Annotated in this window: 22 protein-coding genes; 6 read left to right on the top strand and 16 right to left on the bottom strand. The window is 63.9% G+C overall.

Annotated elements, in window-relative coordinates:
- Positions 1-9: 9 nt before the first annotated feature.
- Positions 10-1,050, bottom strand: a complete 1,041-nt coding sequence (locus C1725_RS14870; protein WP_428829589.1) for a sugar kinase — start codon at positions 1,048-1,050, stop codon at positions 10-12.
- A gap of 217 nt (positions 1,051-1,267) precedes the next feature.
- Between C1725_RS14870 and ybaK the strand changes: the two genes are divergently transcribed.
- The gene (gene ybaK / locus C1725_RS14875) at positions 1,268-1,726 is read left to right on the top strand and encodes a Cys-tRNA(Pro) deacylase (RefSeq protein WP_346026900.1); all 459 of its coding nucleotides are present in this window, start codon (positions 1,268-1,270) and stop codon (positions 1,724-1,726) included.
- 218 nt (positions 1,727-1,944) lie between these two features.
- Here ybaK and C1725_RS14880 read toward each other — a convergent pair whose 3' ends face one another.
- The 5 genes from C1725_RS14880 to C1725_RS14900 form a co-directional block, all read right to left on the bottom strand.
- Entirely contained in the window at positions 1,945-2,124 is a 180-nt protein-coding gene (locus tag C1725_RS14880; RefSeq protein ID WP_102412353.1) for a DUF4250 family protein, read from the bottom strand.
- Between the two features lie 12 nt (positions 2,125-2,136).
- Complete coding sequence (locus C1725_RS14885) at positions 2,137-3,465, bottom strand: MATE family efflux transporter (RefSeq protein ID WP_346026703.1); 1,329 nt, start codon at positions 3,463-3,465, stop codon at positions 2,137-2,139.
- A 74-nt stretch (positions 3,466-3,539) separates the two neighbouring features.
- Complete coding sequence (locus tag C1725_RS14890; RefSeq protein WP_102412355.1) at positions 3,540-4,904, bottom strand: aldehyde dehydrogenase family protein; 1,365 nt, start codon at positions 4,902-4,904, stop codon at positions 3,540-3,542.
- Between the two features lie 12 nt (positions 4,905-4,916).
- Positions 4,917-6,098 carry an iron-containing alcohol dehydrogenase gene (locus tag C1725_RS14895; protein WP_102412356.1) on the bottom strand — a complete coding sequence of 394 codons (1,182 nt, stop codon included), beginning with the start codon at positions 6,096-6,098 and terminating at the stop codon, positions 4,917-4,919.
- A 28-nt stretch (positions 6,099-6,126) separates the two neighbouring features.
- Positions 6,127-6,618, bottom strand: coding sequence for an SCP2 sterol-binding domain-containing protein (locus C1725_RS14900; RefSeq protein ID WP_102412357.1), 492 nt, complete (start codon positions 6,616-6,618; stop codon positions 6,127-6,129).
- Between the two features lie 180 nt (positions 6,619-6,798).
- Between C1725_RS14900 and trhA the strand changes: the two genes are divergently transcribed.
- Positions 6,799-7,464, top strand: coding sequence for a PAQR family membrane homeostasis protein TrhA (gene trhA, locus C1725_RS14905; RefSeq protein ID WP_102412358.1), 666 nt, complete (start codon positions 6,799-6,801; stop codon positions 7,462-7,464).
- 62 nt (positions 7,465-7,526) lie between these two features.
- The gene (locus tag C1725_RS14910; RefSeq protein ID WP_102412359.1) at positions 7,527-8,477 is read left to right on the top strand and encodes a glycosyltransferase; all 951 of its coding nucleotides are present in this window, start codon (positions 7,527-7,529) and stop codon (positions 8,475-8,477) included.
- A 90-nt stretch (positions 8,478-8,567) separates the two neighbouring features.
- On the opposite strand, the gene C1725_RS14915 is transcribed toward C1725_RS14910, so the two are convergent.
- The 7 genes from C1725_RS14915 to C1725_RS14945 all read right to left on the bottom strand — a co-directional run bounded on the left by C1725_RS14915 (position 8,568) and on the right by C1725_RS14945 (position 17,879).
- The gene (locus tag C1725_RS14915; RefSeq protein WP_102412360.1) at positions 8,568-10,847 is read right to left on the bottom strand and encodes a glycoside hydrolase family 3 C-terminal domain-containing protein; all 2,280 of its coding nucleotides are present in this window, start codon (positions 10,845-10,847) and stop codon (positions 8,568-8,570) included.
- Positions 10,848-11,027: 180 nt separating this feature from the next.
- Positions 11,028-11,519: a 2Fe-2S iron-sulfur cluster-binding protein gene (locus C1725_RS14920; RefSeq protein WP_102412361.1), complete on the bottom strand. Its 492-nt coding sequence runs from the start codon at positions 11,517-11,519 to the stop codon at positions 11,028-11,030.
- A gap of 2 nt (positions 11,520-11,521) precedes the next feature.
- Positions 11,522-12,352 (bottom strand): FAD binding domain-containing protein, encoded by an 831-nt coding sequence (locus tag C1725_RS14925; protein ID WP_102412362.1) that lies wholly within the window; start codon positions 12,350-12,352, stop codon positions 11,522-11,524.
- On the bottom strand, positions 12,349-14,691 hold the full coding sequence (locus tag C1725_RS14930) for a molybdopterin cofactor-binding domain-containing protein (RefSeq protein WP_102412363.1): 2,343 nt from the start codon (positions 14,689-14,691) through the stop codon (positions 12,349-12,351). The genes C1725_RS14925 and C1725_RS14930 overlap by 4 nt, the downstream gene beginning before the upstream one ends.
- 130 nt (positions 14,692-14,821) lie before the next feature.
- Positions 14,822-16,054: a DNA polymerase IV gene (gene dinB / locus C1725_RS14935; RefSeq protein WP_102412364.1), complete on the bottom strand. Its 1,233-nt coding sequence runs from the start codon at positions 16,052-16,054 to the stop codon at positions 14,822-14,824.
- Positions 16,055-16,351: 297 nt separating this feature from the next.
- Positions 16,352-17,545 (bottom strand): permease prefix domain 1-containing protein, encoded by a 1,194-nt coding sequence (locus C1725_RS14940; protein ID WP_102412365.1) that lies wholly within the window; start codon positions 17,543-17,545, stop codon positions 16,352-16,354.
- Entirely contained in the window at positions 17,538-17,879 is a 342-nt protein-coding gene (locus tag C1725_RS14945; RefSeq protein ID WP_102412366.1) for a helix-turn-helix transcriptional regulator, read from the bottom strand. The genes C1725_RS14940 and C1725_RS14945 overlap by 8 nt, the downstream gene beginning before the upstream one ends.
- Positions 17,880-18,050: 171 nt before the next feature.
- On the opposite strand from C1725_RS14945, the gene C1725_RS14950 reads away from it, so the two are divergent.
- Genes C1725_RS14950 through C1725_RS14960 form a run of 3 tightly spaced genes read left to right on the top strand, consistent with a single transcriptional unit; the run spans position 18,051 to position 21,289 of the window.
- Complete coding sequence (locus C1725_RS14950) at positions 18,051-19,256, top strand: MFS transporter (RefSeq protein WP_102413359.1); 1,206 nt, start codon at positions 18,051-18,053, stop codon at positions 19,254-19,256.
- Between the two features lie 18 nt (positions 19,257-19,274).
- On the top strand, positions 19,275-20,126 hold the full coding sequence (locus tag C1725_RS14955) for a sugar nucleotide-binding protein (RefSeq protein WP_102412367.1): 852 nt from the start codon (positions 19,275-19,277) through the stop codon (positions 20,124-20,126).
- A 14-nt stretch (positions 20,127-20,140) separates the two neighbouring features.
- Positions 20,141-21,289, top strand: a complete 1,149-nt coding sequence (locus C1725_RS14960; RefSeq protein WP_102412368.1) for a metallophosphoesterase — start codon at positions 20,141-20,143, stop codon at positions 21,287-21,289.
- A gap of 365 nt (positions 21,290-21,654) precedes the next feature.
- Here C1725_RS14960 and C1725_RS14965 read toward each other — a convergent pair whose 3' ends face one another.
- From C1725_RS14965 to C1725_RS14980, 3 genes are read right to left on the bottom strand one after another with little or no spacing between them, the layout of a single operon-like run.
- Positions 21,655-22,416 (bottom strand): 4Fe-4S binding protein, encoded by a 762-nt coding sequence (locus tag C1725_RS14965; RefSeq protein ID WP_346026704.1) that lies wholly within the window; start codon positions 22,414-22,416, stop codon positions 21,655-21,657.
- A 29-nt stretch (positions 22,417-22,445) separates the two neighbouring features.
- Positions 22,446-23,498 (bottom strand): GNAT family N-acetyltransferase, encoded by a 1,053-nt coding sequence (locus C1725_RS19445; RefSeq protein WP_346026705.1) that lies wholly within the window; start codon positions 23,496-23,498, stop codon positions 22,446-22,448.
- Between the two features lie 16 nt (positions 23,499-23,514).
- Positions 23,515-24,957, bottom strand: a complete 1,443-nt coding sequence (locus tag C1725_RS14980; RefSeq protein WP_102412370.1) for a serine hydrolase — start codon at positions 24,955-24,957, stop codon at positions 23,515-23,517.
- Positions 24,958-25,049: the final 92 nt, after the last annotated feature.

Raw genomic sequence — 25,049 nt, forward strand, 5'->3', positions numbered from 1 at the left:
CGTCCGGGTTCATCGGTTCATTTCGCTCTTGCTGCCCGTCTGATGATCGCAGATGATCCGCTCGATCTCTCCCGGGCTGCTGTCCGGCAGGTCGCCGGGCACGGTATTCTTGATCGCGGACATCGCGTTGCCGTAGCGCAGGGCGCGTTCAAAGTCGCCGGAGGAGAGCAGGCCATACAGCACGCCCGCGACATAAGCGTCGCCGCTGCCGATGCGGTCGATGACCTCGATGTTGCGGTAGGGCTCCTCGGTGAAAAAAGCGTTTCGCTCCGCGCTGTAGATGGTCGAGGTGAAGGTATGCTTGCGCGGGCTGATGATCGTGCGCGCGGTGGAGGCGACGGCGGATATGCCGAACTGGTCGCAGTAACCGCGCATGATCTCCTCCATGGTGCCCGTGCGGGCCATCATGCGACGGCTCGTCTCTTCGGAGACGAAGAGGATGTCCACCATCGGCAAAATGCCCTGGATGACCTCCCGCGCGCGGTCCTCATCCCAGAGGTTGGCGCGGTAATTGCAGTCAAACGAGATGACCGCGCCCGCTTCATGAAAACGCTTGATCATCTCTACCCCCGTAGCGCAGGTGTGCCCGGTCAGCGCGAGCGTAATGCCGCTGGTATGGAAGAGCCGGGTCGACGCATACATGCTCTCCGGCAGCTCGCTGAGCTCCAGCGTGGTGAAGGCCGAGCCCGCCCGGTCATACACCACGCTGGACTTTCTGGGGTAAGCGCCGCCTTCGTAGTAGTAGATGCCGAGGCGCGCCCCGCGCTCCGCGTCGTAGATCAGGTAGTCGTCGCTGACGCCGCAAAAACGGATGCGATTCTTGATGAAGCTGCCGATCTCGTTGTGCGGCAGCTTGGTGATGACGCCCGTGCGCAGGCCCAGCAGCGATATGCCGGAAACGACGTTCAATTCCGAGCCGCCCGCGCGCTTTTCAAACACGTCCCCCTGGCCGATGCGCTCGTGGTTCACGGGCGAAAGCCGCAGCATGACCTCGCCGAGCCCCAGCGCGTCAAACGCCCTCGCGGTTTTCAGCCTTTCCATCATCGTCATACATTCCACCTCCGGTTGATTTTTCTGTTCCGGGGCCTCTTTTTCTCCATTATCCCCCAGAACGCGTTCCGCTGTCAAGCGCGCATATCCTCCGGCGCCGCCTATTTTCGTCCATTTTGCGCATAGCGGACGCGGCAAGCCGTATGCTACAATGCCTGCATCAGATCAAAAAGGCAGGCGCATCCCCGTGAAGGAAAAGGAAATCAAGACAAACGCCATGCGCGCGCTGGAACGCGCGCAGGTCGCCTACACCCCCCACGAATACGACCCGGAGGGCGGCATCGACGGCGTGCACGTAGCCTCCGTGCTCGGCGTCGACCCGGCCCGCGTCTTCAAGACGCTCGTGACGCAGGGAAAGAGCCGCGCTTACTTCGTCTTCGTGATTCCCGTCGCGGAAGAACTGGACCTCAAAAAGGCCGCGCGCGCGGCGGGCGAAAAGGCCATCGAGATGCTGCCCGTAAAGGACCTGCTCTCGGTCACCGGATACATCCGGGGCGGTTGCAGCCCCGTAGGCATGAAAAAAGTTTTTCCTACCTTCATACACGAGAGCGCCCTTTCGCAGCAGCGCATCCTCGTGAGCGCGGGCAAGATCGGCCATCAGGTGGAGGTGGAGCCGCGGGCGCTCGCCGCGCTCGTCCGCGCGCGGTTCGAGGATTTGACCTCCGCGAGGGGATAGGAACGGGCTTTTTAACGGCGAAGGAGCCGGCGCGCAGGCTGTGCCAAATTGAAGCGCGAACGCCGGGCGCAGCGCCCCCAACGCCTCCTTCATCTTCTTCCGCCGTGCCTTTTCCTGTACGTCAGACGGCTTTGTGCCGCGCTTTATTCCGATAAAACGCCCCGATCAGAAAATTTCGACAACTTTCTGATCGGGGCGTTTTTCGATAAACGGATCTCCTATACGAATTGATTCTGCGCTTCGCTGTAGCGATAGCTGATGTTTTCAAGCTTTTCGCGCAGCGCGCCCTCTTCCCAGCCGAGGTCTTCGCACAACGCCTGAAGCGTCGTATAGCGGTCGCGCAGGCGCATATTGACCAGGCTGAGCAGCATCACGGGGTCGTTGGGCATCCTCTCCATCGTCCATCCTCCTCAAATTGCCCGCATGCCCATCCACTTGCCGCTGCGGTAACGCAGGACAAAGCAGACGATGCGGCAGCACCAATCTACGATCATCGCGATCCACACGCCGACAGCGCCAAGGCCCAGCCCGATGCCGAGCACGACGCTAAGCACGATGCGGAAGACGACCATCGAGGCGATGGACACGACCATCGGAAAACGCACGTCGCCCGCCGCGCGCAGGGCATTTGGCAGCGTAAAGGACAGCGGCCACATCAGGATCGCCAGCCCGTCGTGAATCCATACCAGCGTGCGGGTGAGCTTGAGCGTCTCCGACGACAGGTTGCCGTAGGCCTTTAAGATCAGCGGAAGCAGCAGCAGAATGCCCGCGTTGATGGCAAGCGTTCCCAGATAGGAGAGCTTCAGCAGCTTCTTCGTGTAATGCTTTGCCTGCTCCGCATCGCCCGCGCCCACGCATTGGCCGATGACGGTAATCATCGCCAGGTTGACCGCCTTGCCGGGGATCGTGCCCAGGCCGTCCAGCGTATTGGCGACCGCGTTGGCGGCGATCTGCGTGGTGCCGAACGTCGCGATGATGGCAACCACCAGCACGCGTCCGAGCTCGAACAGGCCGTTTTCCAGCCCATTGGGCACGCCAATGTGCAGGATGCGGCGAATCATCTCGCCGTCGGGTCGAAAGCCTCTCAGCGTTCGGACGCAGACGGGGTTGCGGACGTCCCCGAGCAGGCGCATCATCATCGCCGCAGCGACCACGCGCGAAACGAGCGTCGCGACGGCCACGCCCGCCACCGGGATATGAAACAGGAAGATAAACAGCGCGTTGAGGACGATGTTGACCGCGTTCATCACCAACGAAACCAGCATGGAGATGCGCGAGTTGCCCATCGCCCGGTACAGGGCAGCGCCCGCGTTGTACACCGCGAGGAACGGATAGGAAACGGCGGTGATGCGGAAGTACACGAGCGCCGCCTCGAATACGTCCGCCTCGATAGAGCCGAAGAAGAGGCGGATGATCGGCGCGGCCAGCAGGAGCGTTATGGCCATGATGCATGCGCCGATGGCCGTGGAGATGAAGAGCAGCTGCTCCGCGGACCTGCAGGCGAGCCCACGGTCGCGTCGGCCCAGATACTGCGCGCAAACGACCGCGCCGCCCGTCGCCAGCGCGGAAAAGACGTTGATGAGCACGACTGCGACCATATCCACCAGCGAGACGCCGGAAACGGCGGCCTCGCCCGCGTAGGATACCATCATCACGTCGATCATGCCGACCGCGATGGCGAGCACCTGTTCGACGAAGAGCGGCAGGATCAGCCGCTTGAGGTCCTGATTGCTGAACACGAGGCGAATTTCCTCTTTTCTTCCGAAGTAACCGTCTCATTTTACGCCCGATCCCGCCAAAAAGCAAGGGTGCGTCAGCGCAGGAACATGCGGATCATCTTGTCCTTCCATCCCTTATAGGGGTGATAGCGCATCGGCAGGTCCAGCCAGTTGGCCTTTTTGACGATGGAACGCATGTGGCTGAAGGTTTCAAAGCTGCGCCTGCCGTGGTAGCTGCCCATACCGCTGTTTCCGACGCCGCCAAAGCCCATGTGCGTCGTCGCCAGGTGGATAATCGTATCGTTTACGCAGCCGCCGCCGAAAGACAGGCTGTCCAGAATGCGCCTCTGCACGGCCTTGTCGGTCGTAAACAGGTAGAGCGCCAACGGCTTTTCGCCCTCCCGTACGAAGTCGATCACCTCGCCGACGTCCTCAAAGGTCATCACCGGCAGGATCGGTCCAAAGATTTCCTCCTGCATGATGGGGCTCTCCCGCGTCACGCCGGTCAGAATCGTCGGAGCCATGCGCAGCCCCTGCGTCTCGCCGCCGCAGACGACCTGTTCGCCTTCGATGAGCCCCTTCAGCCGCGCCATGTGCTTTTCGTTCACGATGCGCGGCAGGTTTTCACAATCGAGCGGACGTTCGCCGAAAAAGCTGCGAATCTCCTTTTGAATGCCTGAAAGCAGCGCGTCCCTGACGGACGCGTGCACCAGAAGGTAGTCCGGCGCCACGCAGGTCTGCCCCGCGTTCAGGTACTTTCCAAAGGCGATGCGCCGGGCGGCCACAGCGATATCCGCCGTGCTGTCCACGATGCACGGGCTCTTGCCGCCCAGCTCCAGCGTCACCGGGATCAGGTGCTTCGCGGCGGATTCCATCACGAGCTTCCCCACCGTCACCCCGCCCGTGAAGAAGATCGTGTCGAAGCGCTGCTTGAGCAGATCCTGATTCTCCTGCCTGCCGCCCTGCACGACGGTCACGTGCTCCGGCGCAAAGCACGAAGCCACGATGTCCGCCATCACCTGCGAGGTCGCGGGCGCGTAGGCCGAGGGCTTGAGCACCACGCAGTTGCCCGCCGCCACCGCGCCGATCAGCGGCTCCATGCTGAGCTGGAAGGGGTAGTTCCACGGCGCCATCACGAGCGCGACGCCGTAGGGCTCGGGCGATACAAAGGAGCGCGATGGGAACTGTGCGAGCGGCGTCGCCACCGTGCGCTCGCGGCTCCAGCGGCGGATGTGGCCGATCTGGCAGCGCAGTTCGTCGAGCGCGAGGCCCGTTTCGGTCATGTACGTCTCGGACGGCGCCTTGTTCAGGTCCTTTTTCAAGGCATCGTTGATCTTCTCTTCGCGCGCGCGAATTTCGTCCTGCAGCTTTTTCAGGCAGGCAATCCGGGTCTCGACCGGGCGCGTCGCGCCGGTCAGGAAGTATGCGCGCTGTGCGTTTACGATTTCTTCGATGTTCATTCGTAGTCCTCCTCACCATGCCGCCTTCAGAATTTCCACGACATCCTCCCGCGTAGCCTCGCGGGGGTTCACGATCATCGCCCCATCGTTGACCGCTGCCTCGGCCACGCGCGCAAAGTCCGTCTCCTGCGCCTTCGTGTCGCGCAGGCGCACGGGCAGTCCGCACAGACCGTTTAAGCGTCCCAAAAGCTCTTCGATACACGCGATGGACGCCTGAGCCCGCTGGGCTGCGGGCGTCTTTACGTACGCTTCCGGCCCGCAGAGGAAGAGCAGCAGCTCCTCGTAGCGCGCGCGGCAGACGTTCAGGTTGAAGCGCATGCAGTGCGGCAGCAGGATCGCCATCGCATCCCCGTGGGGCACGCGGCACACGCCGCCCAGCGCATGGCCGATCGCGTGCACCAGACCGACCATGGAGTTGGAGAACGCCGCGCCCGCCATCATGGCCGCCGTCGCCATCTCCATGCGCGCCTCGTCTCCGCCCTTGCCGGAGGCGGCGGGCTCAATGCTCCTGGTAATCATCGAGATCGCGCCCTGCGCGTAAGCGTCGCTGACCGGGTTGTGCTGCAGGCAAGAGAACGCCTCGACCGCGTGGCAGAGCGCGTCCATGCCGGTGGAAGCCGTGATGCGCGGGGGAAGCGTGCGCGTCATGCGCGGATCGAGCACCGCCACGTCCGGCAGCAGGTTGCCGGAGATGAACTCCATCTTGATCGAGCGCCCGTCGTCGCGCACGACCGCGACCGCCGTCGCCTCCGAGCCCGTGCCTGCCGTCGTCGGCACCGCGATGAACGGCACGCGCCTGCCGCGCGGCATGACCTCGCAGCCCATCAGCTCGCTCAAATCCTGCACGTCCTGCGAAATCACCATGCACACGCCCTTGGCGGTGTCGAGCACCGATCCGCCGCCCACCGCCACCACGCTGTCGCAGGAAAGCTCGCGATAGCGCGCCGCGATGCGCCCGACCAGCGCGACGGACGAATCGGGCGGCACGTCCGTCCAAATCTCCAGCGGCGGCATGCCCTGCTCGCTGAGCGCCCGCTCGCACAGGCCCGTCGCGCCGATCTTCAATAGCCCCGCGTCGCTGACGAGCAGCGGCCTCCCGGCGCCCAGCAACTTCAGCTCCTGAGCGATATTTTCCAGTGCAAACGCGCCCGAGAGCAGCCGGGGCGGCGTCTGAAATTCAAAATACATATTCATCCTTCATCCTCCTGTCATAAGTGCGCCATCAGGCAAACGGGCAGAATACCCGCAGGTACAGCCCCACGCTGGTCATCTCCTTGCCGGGACGGCGGCGCAGGATGCGCCCGGCCCAGACCCAGGGAAAGAGATAGCTCTCCGCGATGTCCACGCAGCGCACCACCGGCATGGTCCGGGTGATGTCGCCCCGCAGTGTGAATCGGTGCTGCGCGTAGGCCTGGGCGACGCCAATCGTCCCCGTCAGCAATAGAAACGCCGCGTCCAGGTTCTTGAGGGCGATGGTCACGTCCGCGCTTTCCTCCGCCCCGGCACGCCGGACGCGTCCGCCTGTCAGCCGTACGCAAAGCTGCGGACCGCCCTCGCCGGTCGAAAGGCGCAGGACGAACCCCTCCCCCAGCGACGACAGCTCGCGCTGTACCCGCGAATCGCGCCGCCCCAGCACGTCCAGCGCGCGCCGCAGCACGAAGAGCACCACCGCGCACACGGCCCGCTTCAGCGCGCGCGTCATCCTTCTGAACATGTACTCATCTCCTCTTTCATTTTGCAGTTCAAAGCATTAGTATACCGCCGTTTGGACGCTTGCGCAAGGAGGGATCGAAGTACCCCTGAGAAAATCCTTCCGCAAAGGAAAGGAATATCGAACCTGCGCGCAGAATAATCCTGAAATTCCACTTCGCCCAACGGCGCACAGGAGGTCATTATGCGAAGGTCAAGCCCCCTTTCCAATTCGGTCTTTCAGAAGTTCTATACCGGCGGCGAGGAAATTATGAACTCCGTGACGCATGGCGTCGGCGTTCTGCTCTCGATCGCAGGGCTCGTGCTCAACGTCGTGTTCGGCGTCCTCTCCGGCGACCCGTGGAAGTTCGCGGGCGGGCTTACGTTCGGCATCACGCTGATCCTGCTGTTCACCTGCTCCACGCTGTATCACGCGATCACAAACCAGAGAGCCAAGGCCGTGCTGCGCGTGCTCGACCACACTTCGATCTTCCTGCTGATCGCAGGCACCTACACGCCCATCACCCTGGTGACGCTGCGCGGCCCCGTGGGCTGGACGATCTTCGCCGTCGTATGGTCCGCGGCGATTCTGGGCGTCGTGCTCAACGCGGTCAGCATCGAGCGATTCAAGGTCTTTTCGATGATCTGCTACGTCGCGATGGGCTGGTGCGTGGTCTTCGCGTTCCCGCCGCTCTTCCGCGCGCTCGCGCGGCCCGGCATCTACCTGCTCATCGCGGGCGGCGTCTGCTATACGGGCGGCATCGTCTTTTACGCGCTCCGGCGCCGCTACATGCATGGCATCTGGCATCTCTTCGTGCTCGCGGGCGCTGTCTGCCACTATCTGTGCGTGCTGCTGTACGTGATCCTCTGATCTGTGGTATAATACAAAAATCTGCACCGTGCGCAAAGCACAAATGCCTTGGAGGAATACAAATGCTTTTATCCTTTGTGGTGCCCTGTTACAATGAAGAGGACAACGTAGCGCTCTTTTACAGCGAGGCTGTGCGCGTCGTCCGCGAGAAGACCGACGACTTCGAGCTGATCTTCATCAACGACGGCTCCAAGGACGGCACGCTGAAAAAGCTGAAGGAAATCGCCGCCGCGAGCGACGCGTGCGTCAAGGTCGTCAACTTCTCGCGCAATTTCGGCAAGGAAGCGGGCATCTACGCCGGACTTCACCACGCCAGCGGCGAGTACACCTGCATCATCGACGCGGACATGCAGCAGCGGCCGGAGGTCGCCATGGAAATGCTCGACTTCCTGCAAAGCAATCCGGATTACGACTGCGTCGCAGCCTTTCAGAAGGACCGCAAGGAGAGCCGGCTGCTCACGTTCTATAAAAACGCGTTTTACAAGCTCATCAACCGCATGTCGGAGGTCGAATTCGTCTCCGGCGCGAGCGACTTTCGCATGATGAACCGCAAGATGGTCGATGCGGTGCTCTCCATGAGCGAATACTACCGCTTCTCCAAGGGGCTCTTTTCGTTCGTCGGCTTCAACACCCACTTCATGCCCTACGACGTGCAGCAGCGCGCGAACGGCACCTCAAAGTGGTCGTTTTGGAAGCTGTTCCAGTACGCCGTGGAGGGCATCGTCTCCTTCAGCACGGCGCCGCTTCGGCTGACAACCGTGCTGGGACTCATCTTTTCGGGCATCTCGTTCCTCTACCTGCTGGTCGTGGTGCTGCAAAAGCTGATCATCGGCATCGAGATCGCAGGCTATCCCACGCTGGTCGCGCTGATATTGCTGCTGGGCGGCATTCAGCTCCTCGCCCTGGGCATCATCGGCGAATACCTCGCCCGCAACTACGTGGAAACCAAGCGCCGTCCGGTGTACATCGTGCGCGACGTCATCGAGAGCGAGAAGGAGAAACGCGTAAGTTAAAGGCAAAGGGGCGGTCCATGGCGGCCGCGGCACACGCTACATACAAGACGGGGCTTCAAGGCGGAAAGACCGCCTTGAAGCCCCGCTTCTTTACGCCTGTGCCCGCTTCGACGCGTCGTTCAGCGCCGCGACGATCGCCGGCAGCTTGCCGCGGTCGGCCTTATCGCCCGCAAACGCAAACGCCGCGCGCAGCGGCAGATCGCGCAGCATGGCCGCCGCCATCTCGCGCGTGCTTTCGCCCAGCGCCTCGCTGTTTTCACCGCCCAGCATCGCGCCGATGCCGTCGGTAAAGGGCTTTAGGATTTCGGCCGCGCCCGGAATCTTCAATGCGTCGCCGAACGTCGTGTTTTCGTGCACGTGCACGGGCAGGCGGCGCGTCGCCTCGATCTCGACCCGCGCCTGCGCGCGGACGTCCGCGCTGGAAGCAGCCGCCAGCACCGCATAGGCGCCCGGCTCCACGAACCAGTCCGCGATCGCCGTCTCGTAATACGCAAACGCGCGCGGCGGCAGTTCTACGGTCACGGTCTTCGTCTCGCCCGGCTCCAGATAGACCTTTTCAAAGCCGCGCAGCTCCTTGACGGGCCGCGAAATCCCCGCGTGTGCCGGGGAGACGTAAAACTGCACGATCTCCTTGGCCGCGACGCGGCCCGTATTCGTGACGTCCACGCTCGCCGTGAGCGTCTCGGTGTCCTTCATCTGCACCTTGTCCAGACGCAGATTCGCATATTCAAACGTCGTATAGGTCAGCCCATGGCCGAACGGGAAGCGCACGTTGACCCCGCGCTTGTCGTAATAGCGGTAGCCGACGTAGATGCCCTCGCGGTATTCCACGGTGTCGCCGTCGCCCGGGAAGTTGAGATAAGAGGGATTGTCTTCCAGGCGCAGGGGGAACGTCTCCGCCAGCTTGCCGCAGGGGGACGCCTTGCCGAACAGCAGGTCCGCGACGGCGCCGCCGACCGCCTGACCGCCCAGGTACGCCTCCAGGATGGCGGGCACCTCGTCCGCCCATGGCATCTCGACCGGGGAACCGTTGTGCAGCACGACGACCACGCGGCGCTGCACCTTAAGCACCTCACGGATGAGCTCGTTCTGGCAATCGGGCAGGCGCATGTGGGTTCGGTCGTAGCCCTCGGACTCAAAGCTGTCGGGCAGGCCCACGAACAGCACCGCCACGTCCGCCGCCTGCGCCGCGTTGACGGCGCGCAGGAGCAGCTCCGGCTCCGTGCGGTCTTCCTTTGTTCCGCAGCCCTGGGCATAGATGACGTCCGCGTACTCGGAGGCCGCCTCCATCGCGCAGGTCTCCTCGCTGGCGTTGATGTGCGAGCTGCCGCCGCCCTGATAGCGCGGGCGCTTGACGAACGGCCCGATGAACGCCACGCGGCGCGAGGCCGAAAGCGGCAGAAGGTTTCCGTCGTTTTTGAGCAGCACCATGCTTTCCCGCGCCACCAGCCGGGCGAGGTTGTGGTGCGCCGCGCGGTCGAACACCGCCGTGCGGTCGCGGCCCTCGAAGTATCGGTACATCACCGTGAGGATGCGCTCCGCCGCGCGGTCGACGGCCGCCTCGGAAATGCGCGCCTCGCGCACGGCGCGCACGAGCGCCTCGTCGTTGTAGCTGCCGCTGGAGGGCATCTCCAGGTCCAGTCCCGCCTCGACGCCCGCCACGTGGTCGTTGCACGCGCCCCAGTCGGTCACGGTGAACCCGTCAAAGCCCCATTCGTCCCGGAGAATCCCGGTCAGCAGCCGTGGATTCTCGCTGGCATAGGTGCCGTTAATCCTGTTGTAAGAGCACATCACCGTCCAGGGGTGTCCGCCCTTCACCGCGCCCTCGAAACTTGCCAGATAGATTTCGCGCTGCGTGCGTTCGTCAACCCGCGCGTCCACGCTCATGCGGCGCGTCTCCTGGTTGTTGACGGCGAAGTGCTTCAGGCTGGTGCCCACGTTTCTGGACTGCACGCCGCGAATATGCGCCGCCGCCATTTCGCCGGACAGATACGGGTCTTCGGAAAAGTACTCGAAGTTGCGCCCGCACAGCGGGGAACGCTTGATGTTCGCCGCCGGGCCCAGGATGACGCCCACGTCCTCAGCCTGGCACTCCTTGCCCAGCGCCTCGCCCACGCGGAAGAGCAGCTCCCGGTCAAAGGAACAGGCGAGTCCTGCCGCCGTCGGGAAGCAGACGGCCTTGATGCTGTCGTTGATGCCCAGGTGATCCGCGGACTGATCCTGCTTGCGCAGGCCGTGCGGCCCGTCGGAGACCATCATCTGGGGGATTCCCAGCCGCTCCACGGCCTTGGTATGCCAAAAATCCGCCCCGGAACAAAGCGACGCCTTTTCCTCCAGCGTCATTTCCTGTACGAGTTTGTGTACATCCATACGTTGTCCTCTCTTCCGTGCGACTTACGCGGCGCACAGCATCTTTATAATTGATGAAGAATTTCGATGCAATATGCCCGCTTTCCTCCTACAAAATTGTAAAAATCCGAAAAGGTTTTCGTGAAACGCTAAAATAAACGCGGCCCAGCGGAAGCATCGCTTCCGCTGGGCCGACGCCGCTTACGGCATGATCTTTGTGGGCGTGCCCGCGCCCGGCAGCACCCGCGAAAGCGCCTCGCGAATCTCCTGATAGCTCGTGCAGCGGCACAGGTTCGATTGCAGCCACTCCTCCGCCATGCACTCGTCCGCATCCGGGTGGCGCATCGAAAGCGCGTGACAGACCATCAGGAAGCCCGACGTGCAGTAGCCGCACTGAAACGCCTGACAGTCCACGAACGCCTGCTGTATGGGCGCGTTTTGCAGCCCCTCCACCGTGGTGATCTCGTGACCTACGGCCTCCACCGCCAATACAAGGCAGCTCTTCACGGGCCAGCCGTCCATGATGACGGTGCACGCGCCGCAGTCGCCGTTCTTGCAGCCGATCTTCGGGCCCGTGAGGCCGAGCTGCTCGCGCAGCACGTCCACCAGCACGTCCGAAGGCCAGACAGCCGCCTCTCGCTCCTCGCCGTTGACGCGAAGGGTGATCAGGCTCCTTCCCGCGTAATGCTCCATGCTCATTCCCCCTCCAGCGTATTGATCGTGTCTTCCACCGTGTCGATGAACACCTTCGTGCGAAAATCTGCCTGCGCGCCCAGGTCCGCCAGCACGCCCGCGGGCGCCTGACCCGCCATCTGTTCGGCGCGCGCCCGCGCGCTCAGGCCCGTGTCATTCATCGTGCGCTCCATCTCCGCCGAACGGAACGGGAATTCGCAGTAGCCGGAGACGGCGATGCGCATCTGCCCGTCCACCTTCATGGCCGCGACGGTCACCAGCGGATAGCCGATCTTCTCCACCGCGACCTTTTTGACGTGCACCCAGGGCGCCTGCAGGAACTTCGGCTCCACCGCCACCTGCGCCAGGAATTCGTCCTGCCCGCGCCGCAGGCGCTCCTGAAAGCCCTCCGCGATGGGCACGCGGCGCTCGCCCTGCGGTCCGCACAGCACGAGCGTCGCGTCCGCCAGCAGCAGCGGCAGCACCGCCTCGCGGTAGATGATCGTACCGGAGAGATTGCCGCCCAGCGTGATGCGCACCTGGTTCGTGTGATCCGCGATGCGCGACGCCGTCGCGCCCAGCAGCGGAAAGGCGTTCGTCTCGTGCAGCGCGCTGAGCGTCACGCAGCCGCCCGCGATCAGCCTGCCGCCGTCCGTCTTGAGCACGGACAGCTCCGGGATCCCCTTCAGATCGATGACCGCCGTGGGGCGGATCGAGTCCATGCGCGCCATGGTGATGATCTCCGTGCCGCCGCCGTAGTATTGAGGCGTGCCGTTCTTGGCCGCCTCGCCGTAGGCCCAAACCGCCTCCTGAACCGTCTTCGGGCGGTAATATTCAAAAGGATGAGCGATCATGCCATCACCTCCCCTGCCTGATTGCCGCTTTGCAGCAGCCGCCACAGGCTCTCGTTCGTCGCAGGCAGCATGTCCACGTCCCTGCCTATCGCGCGCGACAGCGCGTTGCACAGCGCTGCCGGCATGCCGATGATGCCGTGCTCGCTGTAGGCGCGGTTGCCAAACGGCGCGTCGAGCTGGGGCGTCTCCACGAACTGCACCAGATACTGCGGCTCCTCGCCGATGCGCATGACCTTGTACGCCCGAAAGCTCGTCGAGAGGTTCTCGCATGCGGGACCGTAGTGCAGCGTCTCTTCCCGCGCGAGGGAGAGGCCCATGCTCATGCCGCCGCGCACCATGCCCTCGTAAGCCATGGGGTCGATGACCCTGCCCACGTCCATCACCGTAGCCGCACGAATCAGGCGGTAGGAGCACTCGCGCCGGTCGAATTCCACCTCGACCATCTGCGCGCCGACCGTCCAGGCCGGGCCGGTCTTTCCCTTGCCGTTGTCCGGGGCGAGCGGCGTCAGGTGATTGAACACCGCGCCGCCGCGGCCCACGATCTGCCTGCCCACGGTATTGCCGCCCGGATGCTTCAGCCCGAACGCCAGATCCTGAAAGCCGATGGCGAACTTGGGCTGGGCCTTGCAAAAGACGCGCTCCTCGCCAAAGTCCAGGTCGTCCTCCGGGCACCGCAGGGCGATGGCCGCCGTCTCCTTGAGCTGGCGGATCACATCCTCCGCCGCGGCCATGACCGCGCGCCCCACGAGGTAAGTGCTCATCGAGGCCACGGTCTTGTAGTACTCCGGCATCGTGCGCGTGTCCACCTCCAGCGTCACGTGCACCCGGTCGTAGCCCATGCGCAGCTTGTCCGCCAGCATCTGTGCGATGGCCGTCTGTCCGCCGGAGCCCATCTCCACCGCGCCGGTCACGAGGTTGACGCTGCCGTCGGAGTTAAAGGTGATGACGGCGCCCGCCGAGGCGTTGACGGGCGGGTTCGGCGTCTTCCAGAGGCAGGCGTAGCCCTTGGCACGCACCTTGCCGTCGCCGATGTCGATGAGATCCCCCTCGCCGGAACCCACAAGCTGAGAAAGCTTGTCGATGCAGGCCTCCAGGTTGCCGACGTTGGAGAGGGAAAGCTCCACCTGCGTAGGCGAGAGGTTGCCCGGGCGAATGGCGTTCTTCCGTCTGAATTCGACCGGGCACATGCAAAGCAGGCCCGCAAGCGCGTCCATGGTGCGCTCCACGCAAAGCGTGAGGGACTCGTGCGAAAAGCCGCGGAAGGCCGTCACGTAGTTGTGGTTGGTGTACACGCAGATGCTGTCCACCGACAGGTTCTCGATGTTGTAGGGGCCCGTGCAGTCCACGGCGATGGCCTTGGACATGTAGGGGCCGATCTCGGAATAGGCGCCCGTGTCCAGCCAATAGGTCATCTCGCCCGCGCAGAGCATTCCCTCAGCGGTCACGCCCAGCTTGATGTCCGCCTCCAGCGCAAGGCGCGAGGGCGCGGTGGTAAATTCGTCGGCGCGCGTATAGACGAGGCGCACGTTGCGCCCGCCCGCGGCGCGCGAGGCGACATAGGCGAGGATCTCGATCTGCACCGCCGACTTGCCGCCGAATCCGCCGCCGACCAGCGGCACGTCCACCCAAACCTTGCCCTCGTCCAGGTTGAACATGTCCGAGAGCTGCTGCTTGATCTGGTAAGGCGACTGCGAGGAGGAGACGATGTGCACGCGCCCGTCGGGCAAAATCTCCGCCTGCGCCGCGTGCGTCTCCATCGAGGCATGAACGGAGGCGGGCAGCGAAAAGCGCTTGTGCGCGGTGTAGGCCGCGGCCTGCCAGCCCGCCTGCATGTCGCCCTTGCGCACCTTGTAGCTGGAGGCGATATTGGTGCCGGGCTCCGGGTACACGTCCTGAACCGGCGTCTCGTAATTGCCGAGCTGGCTGTGAATCACCGTCGCGTCCGGCGCGAGCGCATCCGCGACCGAACCCACGATCGGAAGCGCCTCGTATTCGACCTCGATCAGCTCCAGCGCGGCGGCGGCCTCCTGCTCTGTCTGCGCGACGACGATGGCAATCACCTCGCCGTAGCAGCGCACGCGGTCGGTCGCAATCGGCTGCCTGTCCTTGATGAGCACGCCGCCCCATATCGGCACGTCCAGCCCCGTGACGACCGCCTTCACGCCCTTTGCCTGGCGCGCCTTGTCGACGTTCAGGCTCTTGATCATCGCGTGCGCCTGCGTCGAGGTAAGCAGCCTGGCATGCAGACTGCCCGGCCGCAGGATATCCGCGGTATAGCGCGCGCGGCCCGTGACCTTGTCGTAGGCCTCCTTGCGCGTAACGCTCTTCCCTACACTCATGTTTGTCCCGCCCTTCCTGTGTCTTTCGACCCTAGTATGGGCATAAATGGAGGGACGTATGCCGCGGCCCTTTCAGAAAAAATGCGCGAGGCATGCGCTTCGCCCGCGCGTCAGGCGGCAGGTTTCCTCGTCAATCCCCCTCCGGCGCGTCCTCCTCTGTCCGCGCGTTGTCGCGACGCTCCATCGCGCGCCCCGTCGTGATCGCTTCCCGTCCGTACTTGCCGCGGATGCGGTCCATCGCCCGCTCCAGCCGCAGCTGGCGCGCGCGTTCCTCCCGGCTTTCCGCCTCGAAGAAGCTCACCTGCTCCTCCGCCTCACCGGTGCGCACGATCTGCTCCCCGGTGACGGTCAGCGTGCGGATCGCGCTGTAGGCGCTGCGGTTCTCCGTCAGCAGCGCGAGCGCCGCACGGGCGATCTCCCGCGCTACGCAGGTCGGCGCGTCCAGGCGCCGCTGGCGCGAGATGCTCTTAAAGTCCGGATCCTTTACCTGCACCTGCACCACGCGGCAGAACACGCCCTGGCGGCGAAGGCGCGTCGCCACGCTGTCCGCGAGCAGCGCGACCGCCCAGCGGATGTCCTCCGCGACCGAAAGGTCGTGCGAAAATGTCATGCCGTTTCCGATGCTCTTGATCTCACGCCTGTCGTAATACGAAGCGACGGGGCTCGATTCCAGACCGTTCGCGTAGTCGTAGAGCATCTCGCCTGCCTTGCCCATACGCGAAGCGAGCAGCGCCCGGTCGCACCCTGCGAGGTCGCCGATGGTGCGAACGCGCAGGCCTAAAAGCGTGCGCTCCGCCGCGCGGCCGACGTACAGCAGGGCGGTCACGGGCAGCGGCCAGACGATCTCCCGATAGTTTTCGCGCGTAATGACCGTGGTCGCGTCCGGCTTTTTGTAGTCGCTTCCGAGCTTGGCGAAGACCTTGTTGTACGACACGCCGACCGAAATCGTCAGGTCCAGCTCTCGCTTGACCGCCTCCCGCAGCGCGTCGGCGATCGCCCTGCCGTCCCCGAAGAGGTGCCTGCTGCCCGTCACGTCCAGCCACGACTCGTCGATGCCGAAGGGCTCGATCAGGTCGGTGTACCGCTCGTAAAGCGCGTTGACCTTCCGGGAGTAATCCTCGTAGACGTCGTGGCGCGGCGGCACCAGCACGAGGCCCGGACACTTGCGCTGCGCCTGGCTCACCGTTTCCGCCGTCACGACGCCCGCGCGCTTGGCCAGCTCGTTCTTGGCCAGGATGATCCCGTGACGCGCCTTCGGGTCGCCCGCCACCGCCATGGGCACCGTGCGAAGCGAAGGGTCGCGGATGCACTCCACGGAAGCGTAAAAGCCGTTCAGGTCACAATGCAGAATCGTCCTGTCCATGCGTCTTCCTCCCCGCCGCGTAAAAAGCAAAAATCTACGTTTAAGTTCGATGCGAACATATGTTTTTCCTTCTGCCTTTTACGTTCCCACGGCTCGCGGAAAAATATTTCGCAAAGACAAACCGGCATGCTGCCGGTTGCATCACCGACGCAGATCTACAAATCCCATCGCTCTGTGCCCGCGGCCAATGCTTGACAAGGGGATTCCATCACAAAACCACTGCTTTGAAGAAGTCCCAGCGCGCAAAAAGAGGCTGTCCTGCCGGCGAAAAAACAGCAGGCCAGCCCTGGGTCTTCATCAATCCATACGCAGCGTGCCCATGCGCCCGATCCCCATGACCAACCCGATCTGAAAGAGGTTGAGCACCGTGGAGGCCGCCTCCGTATCGAAAAACGGCATCGGCCAGGCCGGGTTGTCGTAAGTCCCCGTCGCGTTCGCCAGCCCGCACGCGTACTGCATCAGCATAGACAGGGCGACGGCGGAGCAGATCATCTGCGCGCCCGTTCCTTTTTTGCGCGCGCCCGTTTTCAGACACAGGAAGGCCAGGGAGAGATACGGAACCGAGACGATCAGGAACGCTCCCCAGCCGAAGGCGCGCGTCAGGAACCATCCGCCGCTGCCCGCGCCAGCCGCCGCGTCGAAACGGAAGAGCGGCATTTCCCGAAGCCGCCCGCCGAACGGGTTCAAATCGAAATACTCCCCAAATGTGCCCGTCCAAATCGGGCCCGCGGCGAGCAGCAGCAGCGCCAGCGCATAGAGCCGGGGAAGAAAACGCACGCGGGGAAAGAAACCCGCGGCAAAGGCGTAGAAGGGCAGCATGAGGCCGATTCCGAGCAGCAGCTCCCTGCCAAGCATGCTGAAAGTCCCTTCGGTCAGCGCGTGTACCAGCCACGGCGCGGCGAGGCAGGCCGCCCCGGCGCAAAGACCCCTGCCCCGCATCGACCCGATCAGAAAGGCCTGCGCCAGCGGGGCGAGCAGCAGCCAGTAACCGCCCACCGCCCAATCCAGGTTGAACGGCAGCGCCCAGGTAAACGCCGCGACATAGCAAAAAATCAGCCCCAGCGCATATAGGAGGTAGACGGCGGCGCCCCGGCGAAGGAACGGCCGCACGTCCAGAAAGTACCCGGCCGCAAACGCGCCCGCCCCCAGGAGCATCCCCGCCGCGTCCGCCCATAGCCCGCCCTTGTCCGGGTTCACCGCATGCCGCAGCAGGCCGAAGAGCGCCGCGAAGAGGTACAGCGCGGCGAGCACTGTCAGCATTCTCCGATCCGTCCGCGGGCGCAGCACCCGATCGTAGCCCTTTGCCACCTGCGCGGCGTCCCCCATATCCAGAATCGCCTTCTCCTCCGCCTGCTCCTTTGGCATGCCGTCTTGCAGGTACGCTTCCATTTGGTCTTCCACGTGCGCGGCGAGCTCCCGCCGCACGGTCTCGTGCGCGCGCTTCCAGCGGACGCCCCCGAGCACCGCCTCCACGTATGCCTCCTTACGCAAGCGAGGCCCCTCCCTTCGCCGCGAGCACCCGATCCACCGCCTCGGAAAATACCCGCCACTCCGAGGCTTTCTGCTCAAGCAGCAGATTTCCTGTCCGCGTCAGATGATAGTAACGCCTGACGCGGCGCTCCGGCGTGGCCCGTTCATAGCTTTCGACCGCGCCCTGTTCCTCCAGCGCGTGCAGCAGCGGGTAGAGCGTGCCCGCCTTCAGGCTGAACACGTCGCTTGAGCGCTCCCGCAGCCGCTCGATCATCTGGTATCCGTATAGGTCCCCCTCCGCGAGCAGGCGCAGCAGCAGCATGCCCGTGCTGCCCGAAGTCATGCTCCTGTCCATGTCTTCACCTCCCAATATATAGATTCTCTACCTATCCATCTCCTCGCATTATAGATCGATCACCTATATATGTCAACCTGTATGCCCACGCAGGTTTTTGCGCGAATTAGAGGGTTTTGGGGGTTGGGGGCGAATCCTTCCATCATTCCAAATACGATCGGAGCGCTCGCCATGCACTTTACGTATCGTCACACCCGCTATTGCTGTTACGCCTCCAGCATCTCGCATGCGGCGGTCAACAATCTCGCGCCGCTGCTCTTTCTCACCTTTACCCGTCAGTTCGGCATCTCGCTCTCTCAGCTCGCTTTTCTGGTGACGCTCAACTTCGGCATCCAGATGATCGTGGATCTGGCCGCCGCGCGCTACGCGGTTCGCCTGGGCTACCGCTGGTGCGTCGTCGCCGCGAACGTGCTGTGCGGCACAGGGCTGATCGGCCTGGGCGTGCTGCCCTACGCGCTCCCCAGCCCCTATGCGGGCCTGATCGGTTCCATGGTGCTCTACGCGCTGGGCGGCGGCCTGCTCGAGGTGCTCACCAGCCCGATCGTCGAGGCGCTGCCCGGCGAGGAGAAGGCGGCCGCGATGAGCCTCCTGCACTCCTTTTACTGCTGGGGACACGTGGCCGTCGTGCTCCTCTCCACGCTGTACTTCACCACCATCGGCATCGCCCGCTGGCGCTTTTTGCCGATGCTCTGGGCGGCCGTTCCGCTGACAAACGCCTTTTTCTTCTCGCGCGTGCCGATCAACACGTTCGGGGGCGAGGGAGAAAACCTGTCCGTGCGCGGGCTGCTCCGCCTGCCTTCCTTCTGGCTCTTCTTCCTGCTGATGCTGTGCGCGGGCGCGGCGGAGCAGGCGATGAGCCAGTGGGCCTCCCTGTTCGCAGAGCAGGGCCTGCGCGTCTCCAAGACGGTGGGCGATCTGCTGGGGCCCTGCGCCTTTGCCGTGCTGATGGGGCTTTCGCGCCTGCTCTACGGGCGCTTCGGCGCGCGTCTGCGCCTGAACGCCTGTATTTTCTACTCCAGCCTGCTGTGCGTCCTTTGCTACCTGCTCACCGTCTTTTCCCCCAATCCGCTGCTCTCGCTGCTCGGCTGCGCGGTCTGCGGCTTCTCGGTGGGCATCCTCTGGCCGGGCACGCTCAGCCTCTCCGCCGCGCGCTGCCCGCAGGGCGGCACGGCGCTCTTCGCCCTGCTCGCGCTCGCCGGGGACGTCGGCTGCTCCGCAGGGCCTGGGCTCGTCGGGTTCATCTCCGACAGGGGCGCAGGCGCCCTCGCCGCGCTGTTTACCGGCGATGCCGGGCTCAGGCTGGGCATGCTCGCGGCCATCGTCTTCCCGCTGCTGCTCGTGCTCGGTTCCCTGTGGCTGCTCCGAAAAACATCCTGAAATTTGGAGGTATGACCTATGCAAACGCTGCTCATTACCGGTTCCACGGGTTTTGTCGCTTCGCGCATGGCACAGGACCTTTCCGCCGCCTTCCGCGTCGTGATGGCCCCGCACGATTCCCTCGACATCACCGACCCCGAAGCCTGCCGCCGCACGATTCTGGACGCGCGGCCGGATGCGGTCGCGCACTTCGCCGCCATCTCCCACATCGACGTGTGCGAGCAAAATCCGCAGCTTGCCCACGACGTCAACGTCCTGGGCACCGAGAACATCGCGCGCGCCTGCGCGGAGGCGGGCGCTGCGCTCATCTACGCCAGCAGCGATCAGGTCTACACGGGGCTTCCCGGCGACACGCCCCATCGGGAGGACGAGGCGCTCTCGCCTACGAACGTCTACGCGCGCACCAAGGTCGAGGCGGAGCGGCGCGCCGCCGCCCTATGCGATCGGTTCTACGCGCTGCGCCTGACCTGGATGTTCGACCTGCCGGTGCGCTTCTGCTCTTCCAGCCTGGGCGTCGTCGGCATGTGCCTGGGCGCGCTCACGACCGGCAAGCCCGTGCGCGCCGCAACGGACGACCATCGGGGCTTCACCTACGTGCGCGAGGTCATCGAAAACATCCCCGCGCTGCTTTCGGCGCCCAGCGGCGTGTACAACTACGGCAGCGCGAACTTCGACAGCACCTACGACGTCTGCCGTTACCTCTTCGACCGCCTGGGCGCGGGTCATCGCGTGAAGGAGCTGCTCGTCCCCTTCGAGACGGACGGCCATAAGAACCTCATGATCGACGACGCCAAGCAGCGCGCGGCGGGCATCATGTTTTCCGATACGCGCGGCGGTATCGACCGGATGCTCGACGAATACCGTCTGTAAACGCAGGAGCTTGCATGAATACGACCGTTCGACATATCGACATCCCGCAGGGGCGGCGGTTGATCGCCGTCAGCGACGTTCACGCCCATCCCGGCCACCTGCGGGCGCTGCTGCAAAAGATCCGCTTTTCCACAGACGACGTGCTCGTCATCGTGGGCGACATCATCGAAAAAGGCCCGGACAGCCTGGGCGCGCTGCGCCTCGTCATGGAGCTTTTTAAAACGCACACCGTCCACGCGCTGGCCGGCAACGTGGATCTTTGGCAGCTCACCTGGATTTTGCGGGACGACGAGGAAACCGCGTGCGATTTGCACGAGCATATCGTCCGGATGCGGGCATGCTACGGCGGCTGCCTCTTTTCGCAGATGTGCGAAGAGGCCGGGCTGCCTGTTGAAAACGCCGAAGACGTGCGCGCCTCGCGCCGCGCCGTGCGAAAGCTTTTTCAACAGGAAATCCGCTTTTTGGGGGAAATGCCCACCATACTGAGCGCCGGAAACCTCCTTTTCGTCCACGGCGGCATTCCCACAGAGGACGTGGACGCGCTCGCGGGCACGCAGGCGCATCCCTACCTCAAGTGCGACCATTTCTTAGAGCAGGGACTCTCCTTTTCCCGCTGGGTCGTCGTAGGGCACTGGCCCACTACGCTCTACAGCGCGCGCTACCCCTGCTTCAATCCCTACGTCAGCGAGCGGCAGCGGATCATCAGCATCGACGGCGGCTGCGGCATCAAGCACGACGGCCAGCTCAACGCGGTGATCTTTGAGGACGCCGCAAACGGCCGTTTCACATTCGCCGCCTACGACGATCTGCCTGCCGGAACCGCGCTGGACGCGCAGGCGAAGAGCTTGGATTCCTTTTATCTGCGCTACACCGACTGCCGCGTGCGCGTGCTGGCGCGCGAGGGAGATTGCGCGCTGGTCGAACAGCGCAGTACCGGCCGCCGCCTTTGGGCGCCGCAAAGCTTTTTGTACGAGGACGAGCAGCGCTGCATGGACGTAACGGACTACCTGCTGCCCGTGCGCGCGGGCGACCGCCTGTCGCTGGTGCGAAAGACCTCCCGCGGATGGATCGTCAAAAAGGACGGCGTGACCGGCTGGTACCTGGGCCGCGTACAGGCGTGCGAAGATGAACAAAGCACTTTATGTTCTGGGATGGTGTCGTAGATTTTTCCGCTCTGCCGCGCCGCCCCAAATGATCGACAAAGGCCATGCTTTCGCTGGGAAAGCATGGCCTTTCATCATGGAAAATCCACCCTGCCATCGCGCACGATCGCAAAGGCAGGGGCTTATCTTTTGGTGTTTACCTGTTTTTTGATAGGTATATCGCCAATGCGCGTGCGCCCATGACGGCGAGTATACCTAAAGCAAGGAGAAGCGCCACATTGGCAAGCTGATGAACGAGCGATAAGATATCCATATGCACCTCGCACGATGCCGCACAGGCATGTCTATACAATGCAGTGATTCCAGGAATGGATCCATCTCCCGACCCGCGCGCACCCGAGAGCAGCTTTCGGGTGCTTCGTCGTTCACAGGAACAGTTCGTTTGGCTTTCTGCCCTCGCAGGCCTTTTTCATCTTCTGCGACGCCGCGAAGACCAGTGCGGCGTTCACCTTGCGCGCGTGCGCTGGGCAGATCGAGACGCAGCGCATGCAAGAGATACAGGCCTTCTCGTCCGTCTTCGCCGGGTCGTGCGGGTCGATGGCTCCGACCGGGCATTTCCTCGCGCACAGCCCACAGGCGGTGCACGCCCTGCCCGCCTTGGGCTTCATCGGCACACCGCCGTATTCCCGATAGGGAGACGCGCCGGGCACCCGCACGTCGGGCGCGTCCGGCACCTCCCCGAGCCTCTCTCTGACCCGCTCGCCGTAGGCCCGCAGTTCTTCTTCGTCGCGTGCGTCCGGCCTGCCCGCGGCGAAAGCATGCATGATGGAGTGCTCCGCGACCGCAGCGACCGCAGCGCGGCAGCGCATACCGGCCTTTTCGAGCGTTTCCCTCAATTCCAGCAGCGTGTCGTCGTAGGCGCGGTTTCCGTAGACGCACAGGAGCACGGCCTGCGCCCCGCCGCCCCGCATTTGGGAGAGACGCTCCACCGCTACCTGCGGCACGCGTCCGCCGAAGGAGGGCACCGCGACGAGGCAGACGTCCTCCGGCGCAAAGACGCAGGCGGCAAAGTCCGTCCGCGGGTCAGACAGGTCAATCCGGCTGGCCTCGTCCCCCCATGCGGCGCCGAGGAACCTGGCCGCCTCCTGCGTTCCGCCGGTAGGGCTGAACACGATTTCATAGCGCATCCTGCGCATCTCCTCTCGCATCTTTCTCTTTACATGTACCGATCGAAATCTCCCCGCGGGAACTCCCCCTCCAGGCCGAGCACGCGCGGCCAAAGGCCCGTCTCCGCTACGATAAAACCCATCAGCATGCCCATGTGCGTGTGCAAATGCCGATGCTGGGCGAGGATCAGCGTAAAACGCGTGTGCCCGCACCCCGTCGGGCGCTCGCTCAGGATCTCATCCGTGAGCGACGCCAGATAATCCTCGCTTTTTCTGCATACCTGCGCGCGATACGCCTCGAGCTGCGTCCGGCTGATCGCTCCCCGCACAGGCGCGTCCAGATCGTTCAGCCCCGGTTTGTGAAAGGGCGGTTCGACGAATCCCCCATCACATGGGTTTTCAAGCCAGCGGTCGAGCGAATGCAGCATGTGATATGCGTGCTTCCATAACGGCTGGTCGCAGTACGTCTTTTCCCATAGCGCGTCCGGGATGCAGCACAGGACGTTTTGAACCTCCCACAGCGCCCTCCGCGTCTGTTCGCGAACCGCGCGGCACAGCGGCCGCGCGCCCGCGCACCGCGCCGCCCGCAGCGCCTTTGGGTCGAGCGGAATGCGCGTATAACGATACCCCGCGTCCGCGTGGTGGATATACGCGCCATTCTTTTGCTGCACGCGCAGCGAAGCCTCGTTCCCGGACTCGCAGGACAGGTAGACCTCCGCCTCCTCGATGTCGGGCAACAGCAGCTCGACCGCTAGGCGCAGCCCTTCGGTAGCGTAGCCCTTTCCCCGGTATTCTGGGAGGATCGCATAGCCAACGTGACCCGCGCCCATGCGAAGCGCTTCGTTCAGGACGGGACGCACCTTGAACAGCCCTACGATCTCTTCCCCATCCCAGAGAAAATAGCAGGTTTGGGGCACGTAGCCCGCCGGGAGGCCGACGCCCCGCGCCATGTGCAGCAGCGACGCAAGGCCATCCTGCATGAAGGCTTCCCGGGTCATGCCGTGACACGGGGTCTCAAAACCGTTTTCATGCGGCGCAAGCCATTGCAGGGCCTCGTATTCCTGATCCGCGTCCTCGAGATTGGCGGGCTTTAACAATCGCATCGTTTTCCCCCTTTCTTTACGCCTCTTCGTCCCCCAACGCAATGGGCTTCGCCGGGTTGTGCACGTCGTACATGCGCGCGTCCATTCTCCCCTCCGCCGTCCGCAGCTCCAGACGGAAGTCCATGAGCGCCTCCGGGATGAACAGGCGCACGACGAGCGCGCCGCCCTGCATGCCGTAGCCCGCGTACACCCGCGTCACGACGTTCAGGTACGCGCCGTTCACGCAGAACGCGCAGGGCGCCTCCTGGCAAAGCAGCCTGCCCCGCGCCGCGCGGAAGGGCTGCCCGCTCATCTGCGTTTCAAGAAGCAGCTCGTCGCCGTCCGATGACAGGGCGATCTTTTGCCCTCCGGCGGTCAGCTTCCTGGGAAGCAGCGCGTCCGGCACCTGCCCCCCGTCGTCCAGGACGGGCTCCATCAGGCACGACAGGCCTGCGAGCGTTTCCTGAAGATGCGCGTCTGCTTCGGGAGCCTGCGCGAGCGGAGCGTCCTGCATCTTTGAAAGCACCTCGTCGAAGTATACGTCCAGCTCGGCCTGAATGTCGTCCACGAAGGCCGTCATCGCGAGCACCGCGTTCTTCTCGCGGTTCATCACGCAAAGCTGACCGAACATGCCGTCCCCGCGGAAGCTGCCGTTTTCGCACATCCAGAACTGATAGCCGTAGCCCGCCTCCCAGTCGCGCGTCGCGCCGCGTCCGCCGTTTTCGATCTGCCTGCTCGTCGCCTGAATCAGGTAATCCCGGGGCAAAAGCTGCTTTCCTTCCCACGCGCCGCCCTGCAAAATCAGCACGCCGAACTTGGCGATGACCTCCGGCAGGATGGAGAGGCCGAAGCCACCCGTGCAGATGCCCGCGCCGGTGCGCATCCAGTGCAGGCCGTGAATGCCCATGGGGTCGAAGAGCCTTTCCTGCAAGTACGCCTCCAGATCCACGCCGCGCTTTTTGAGCGCAGCCGCGCACATGAAGGTCGCCATGGTGTTGTATCGAAACACCTCGCCCGGCATGTCCGTGAAGGGGACGGACAGGAAGCTTTGCACAAAATCGCCCGCCCAGCGCTCCTCCGGCTGACCCGTGGACATGCGCAGCAGGTGCCGCAGGGTGAGGCTTTTAAGCTCCGGCCCGACGCGCACGCCCGCCATTGCGATCTCGTCCGCGAAGATCTCCGCGACGCGCTCGTCCAGCGAGAGGATGCCCTCCTCCTGCGCAAGCCCCATCGCGGCGGAGGTAAACGACTTGGAGAGCGAGTAAACCGTCTGATACTGCTGCGCGTCAAAGGGGCTGTAGTACCCCTCCGCGTACACCCGGCCGTCCCGCACCAGCAGGAAGCTGTGGATGCGAAGCCCTGTCCGCGCATAGACGTTCACCATTTCCTCCACCCAGTCCGCCTGAACGCCCGCTTCCTCCGGCGTGACGCGCGGAAGCGGCGCGCCCGCGCACGCCTCGTACCGAATCGCCTTTTCCATGAAGACCGCCCTTTCCTTCCGTTTTGCTCAGCATAGCACATTTCGCGCGATGTGTCATCGATATTTGATAGAAAACGGGCCGGCGTCATGTT

It is taken from the genome of Beduinella massiliensis, assembly GCF_900199405.1.
In the GTDB taxonomy this organism is placed as follows: domain Bacteria; phylum Bacillota; class Clostridia; order Christensenellales; family Aristaeellaceae; genus Beduinella; species Beduinella massiliensis.

Bases quoted from the DNA above. Each gene is read 5' to 3' on its own strand.
- C1725_RS14870 (WP_428829589.1), bottom strand. From the start codon at position 1,050: ATGACGATGATGGAAAGGCTGAAAACCGCGAGGGCGTTTGACGCGCTG.
- ybaK (WP_346026900.1), top strand. From the start codon at position 1,268: ATGCGCGCGCTGGAACGCGCGCAGGTCGCCTACACCCCCCACGAATAC.
- C1725_RS14880 (WP_102412353.1), bottom strand. From the start codon at position 2,124: ATGGAGAGGATGCCCAACGACCCCGTGATGCTGCTCAGCCTGGTCAAT.
- C1725_RS14890 (WP_102412355.1), bottom strand. From the start codon at position 4,904: ATGAACATCGAAGAAATCGTAAACGCACAGCGCGCATACTTCCTGACC.
- C1725_RS14895 (WP_102412356.1), bottom strand. From the start codon at position 6,098: ATGAATATGTATTTTGAATTTCAGACGCCGCCCCGGCTGCTCTCGGGC.
- C1725_RS14900 (WP_102412357.1), bottom strand. From the start codon at position 6,618: ATGTTCAGAAGGATGACGCGCGCGCTGAAGCGGGCCGTGTGCGCGGTG.
- trhA (WP_102412358.1), top strand. From the start codon at position 6,799: ATGCGAAGGTCAAGCCCCCTTTCCAATTCGGTCTTTCAGAAGTTCTAT.
- C1725_RS14910 (WP_102412359.1), top strand. From the start codon at position 7,527: ATGCTTTTATCCTTTGTGGTGCCCTGTTACAATGAAGAGGACAACGTA.
- C1725_RS14915 (WP_102412360.1), bottom strand. From the start codon at position 10,847: ATGGATGTACACAAACTCGTACAGGAAATGACGCTGGAGGAAAAGGCG.
- C1725_RS14920 (WP_102412361.1), bottom strand. From the start codon at position 11,519: ATGGAGCATTACGCGGGAAGGAGCCTGATCACCCTTCGCGTCAACGGC.
- C1725_RS14925 (WP_102412362.1), bottom strand. From the start codon at position 12,352: ATGATCGCTCATCCTTTTGAATATTACCGCCCGAAGACGGTTCAGGAG.
- C1725_RS14930 (WP_102412363.1), bottom strand. From the start codon at position 14,691: ATGAGTGTAGGGAAGAGCGTTACGCGCAAGGAGGCCTACGACAAGGTC.
- dinB (WP_102412364.1), bottom strand. From the start codon at position 16,054: ATGGACAGGACGATTCTGCATTGTGACCTGAACGGCTTTTACGCTTCC.
- C1725_RS14945 (WP_102412366.1), bottom strand. From the start codon at position 17,879: ATGGACAGGAGCATGACTTCGGGCAGCACGGGCATGCTGCTGCTGCGC.
- C1725_RS14950 (WP_102413359.1), top strand. From the start codon at position 18,051: ATGCACTTTACGTATCGTCACACCCGCTATTGCTGTTACGCCTCCAGC.
- C1725_RS14955 (WP_102412367.1), top strand. From the start codon at position 19,275: ATGCAAACGCTGCTCATTACCGGTTCCACGGGTTTTGTCGCTTCGCGC.
- C1725_RS14960 (WP_102412368.1), top strand. From the start codon at position 20,141: ATGAATACGACCGTTCGACATATCGACATCCCGCAGGGGCGGCGGTTG.
- C1725_RS14965 (WP_346026704.1), bottom strand. From the start codon at position 22,416: ATGCGCTATGAAATCGTGTTCAGCCCTACCGGCGGAACGCAGGAGGCG.
- C1725_RS19445 (WP_346026705.1), bottom strand. From the start codon at position 23,498: ATGCGATTGTTAAAGCCCGCCAATCTCGAGGACGCGGATCAGGAATAC.
- C1725_RS14980 (WP_102412370.1), bottom strand. From the start codon at position 24,957: ATGGAAAAGGCGATTCGGTACGAGGCGTGCGCGGGCGCGCCGCTTCCG.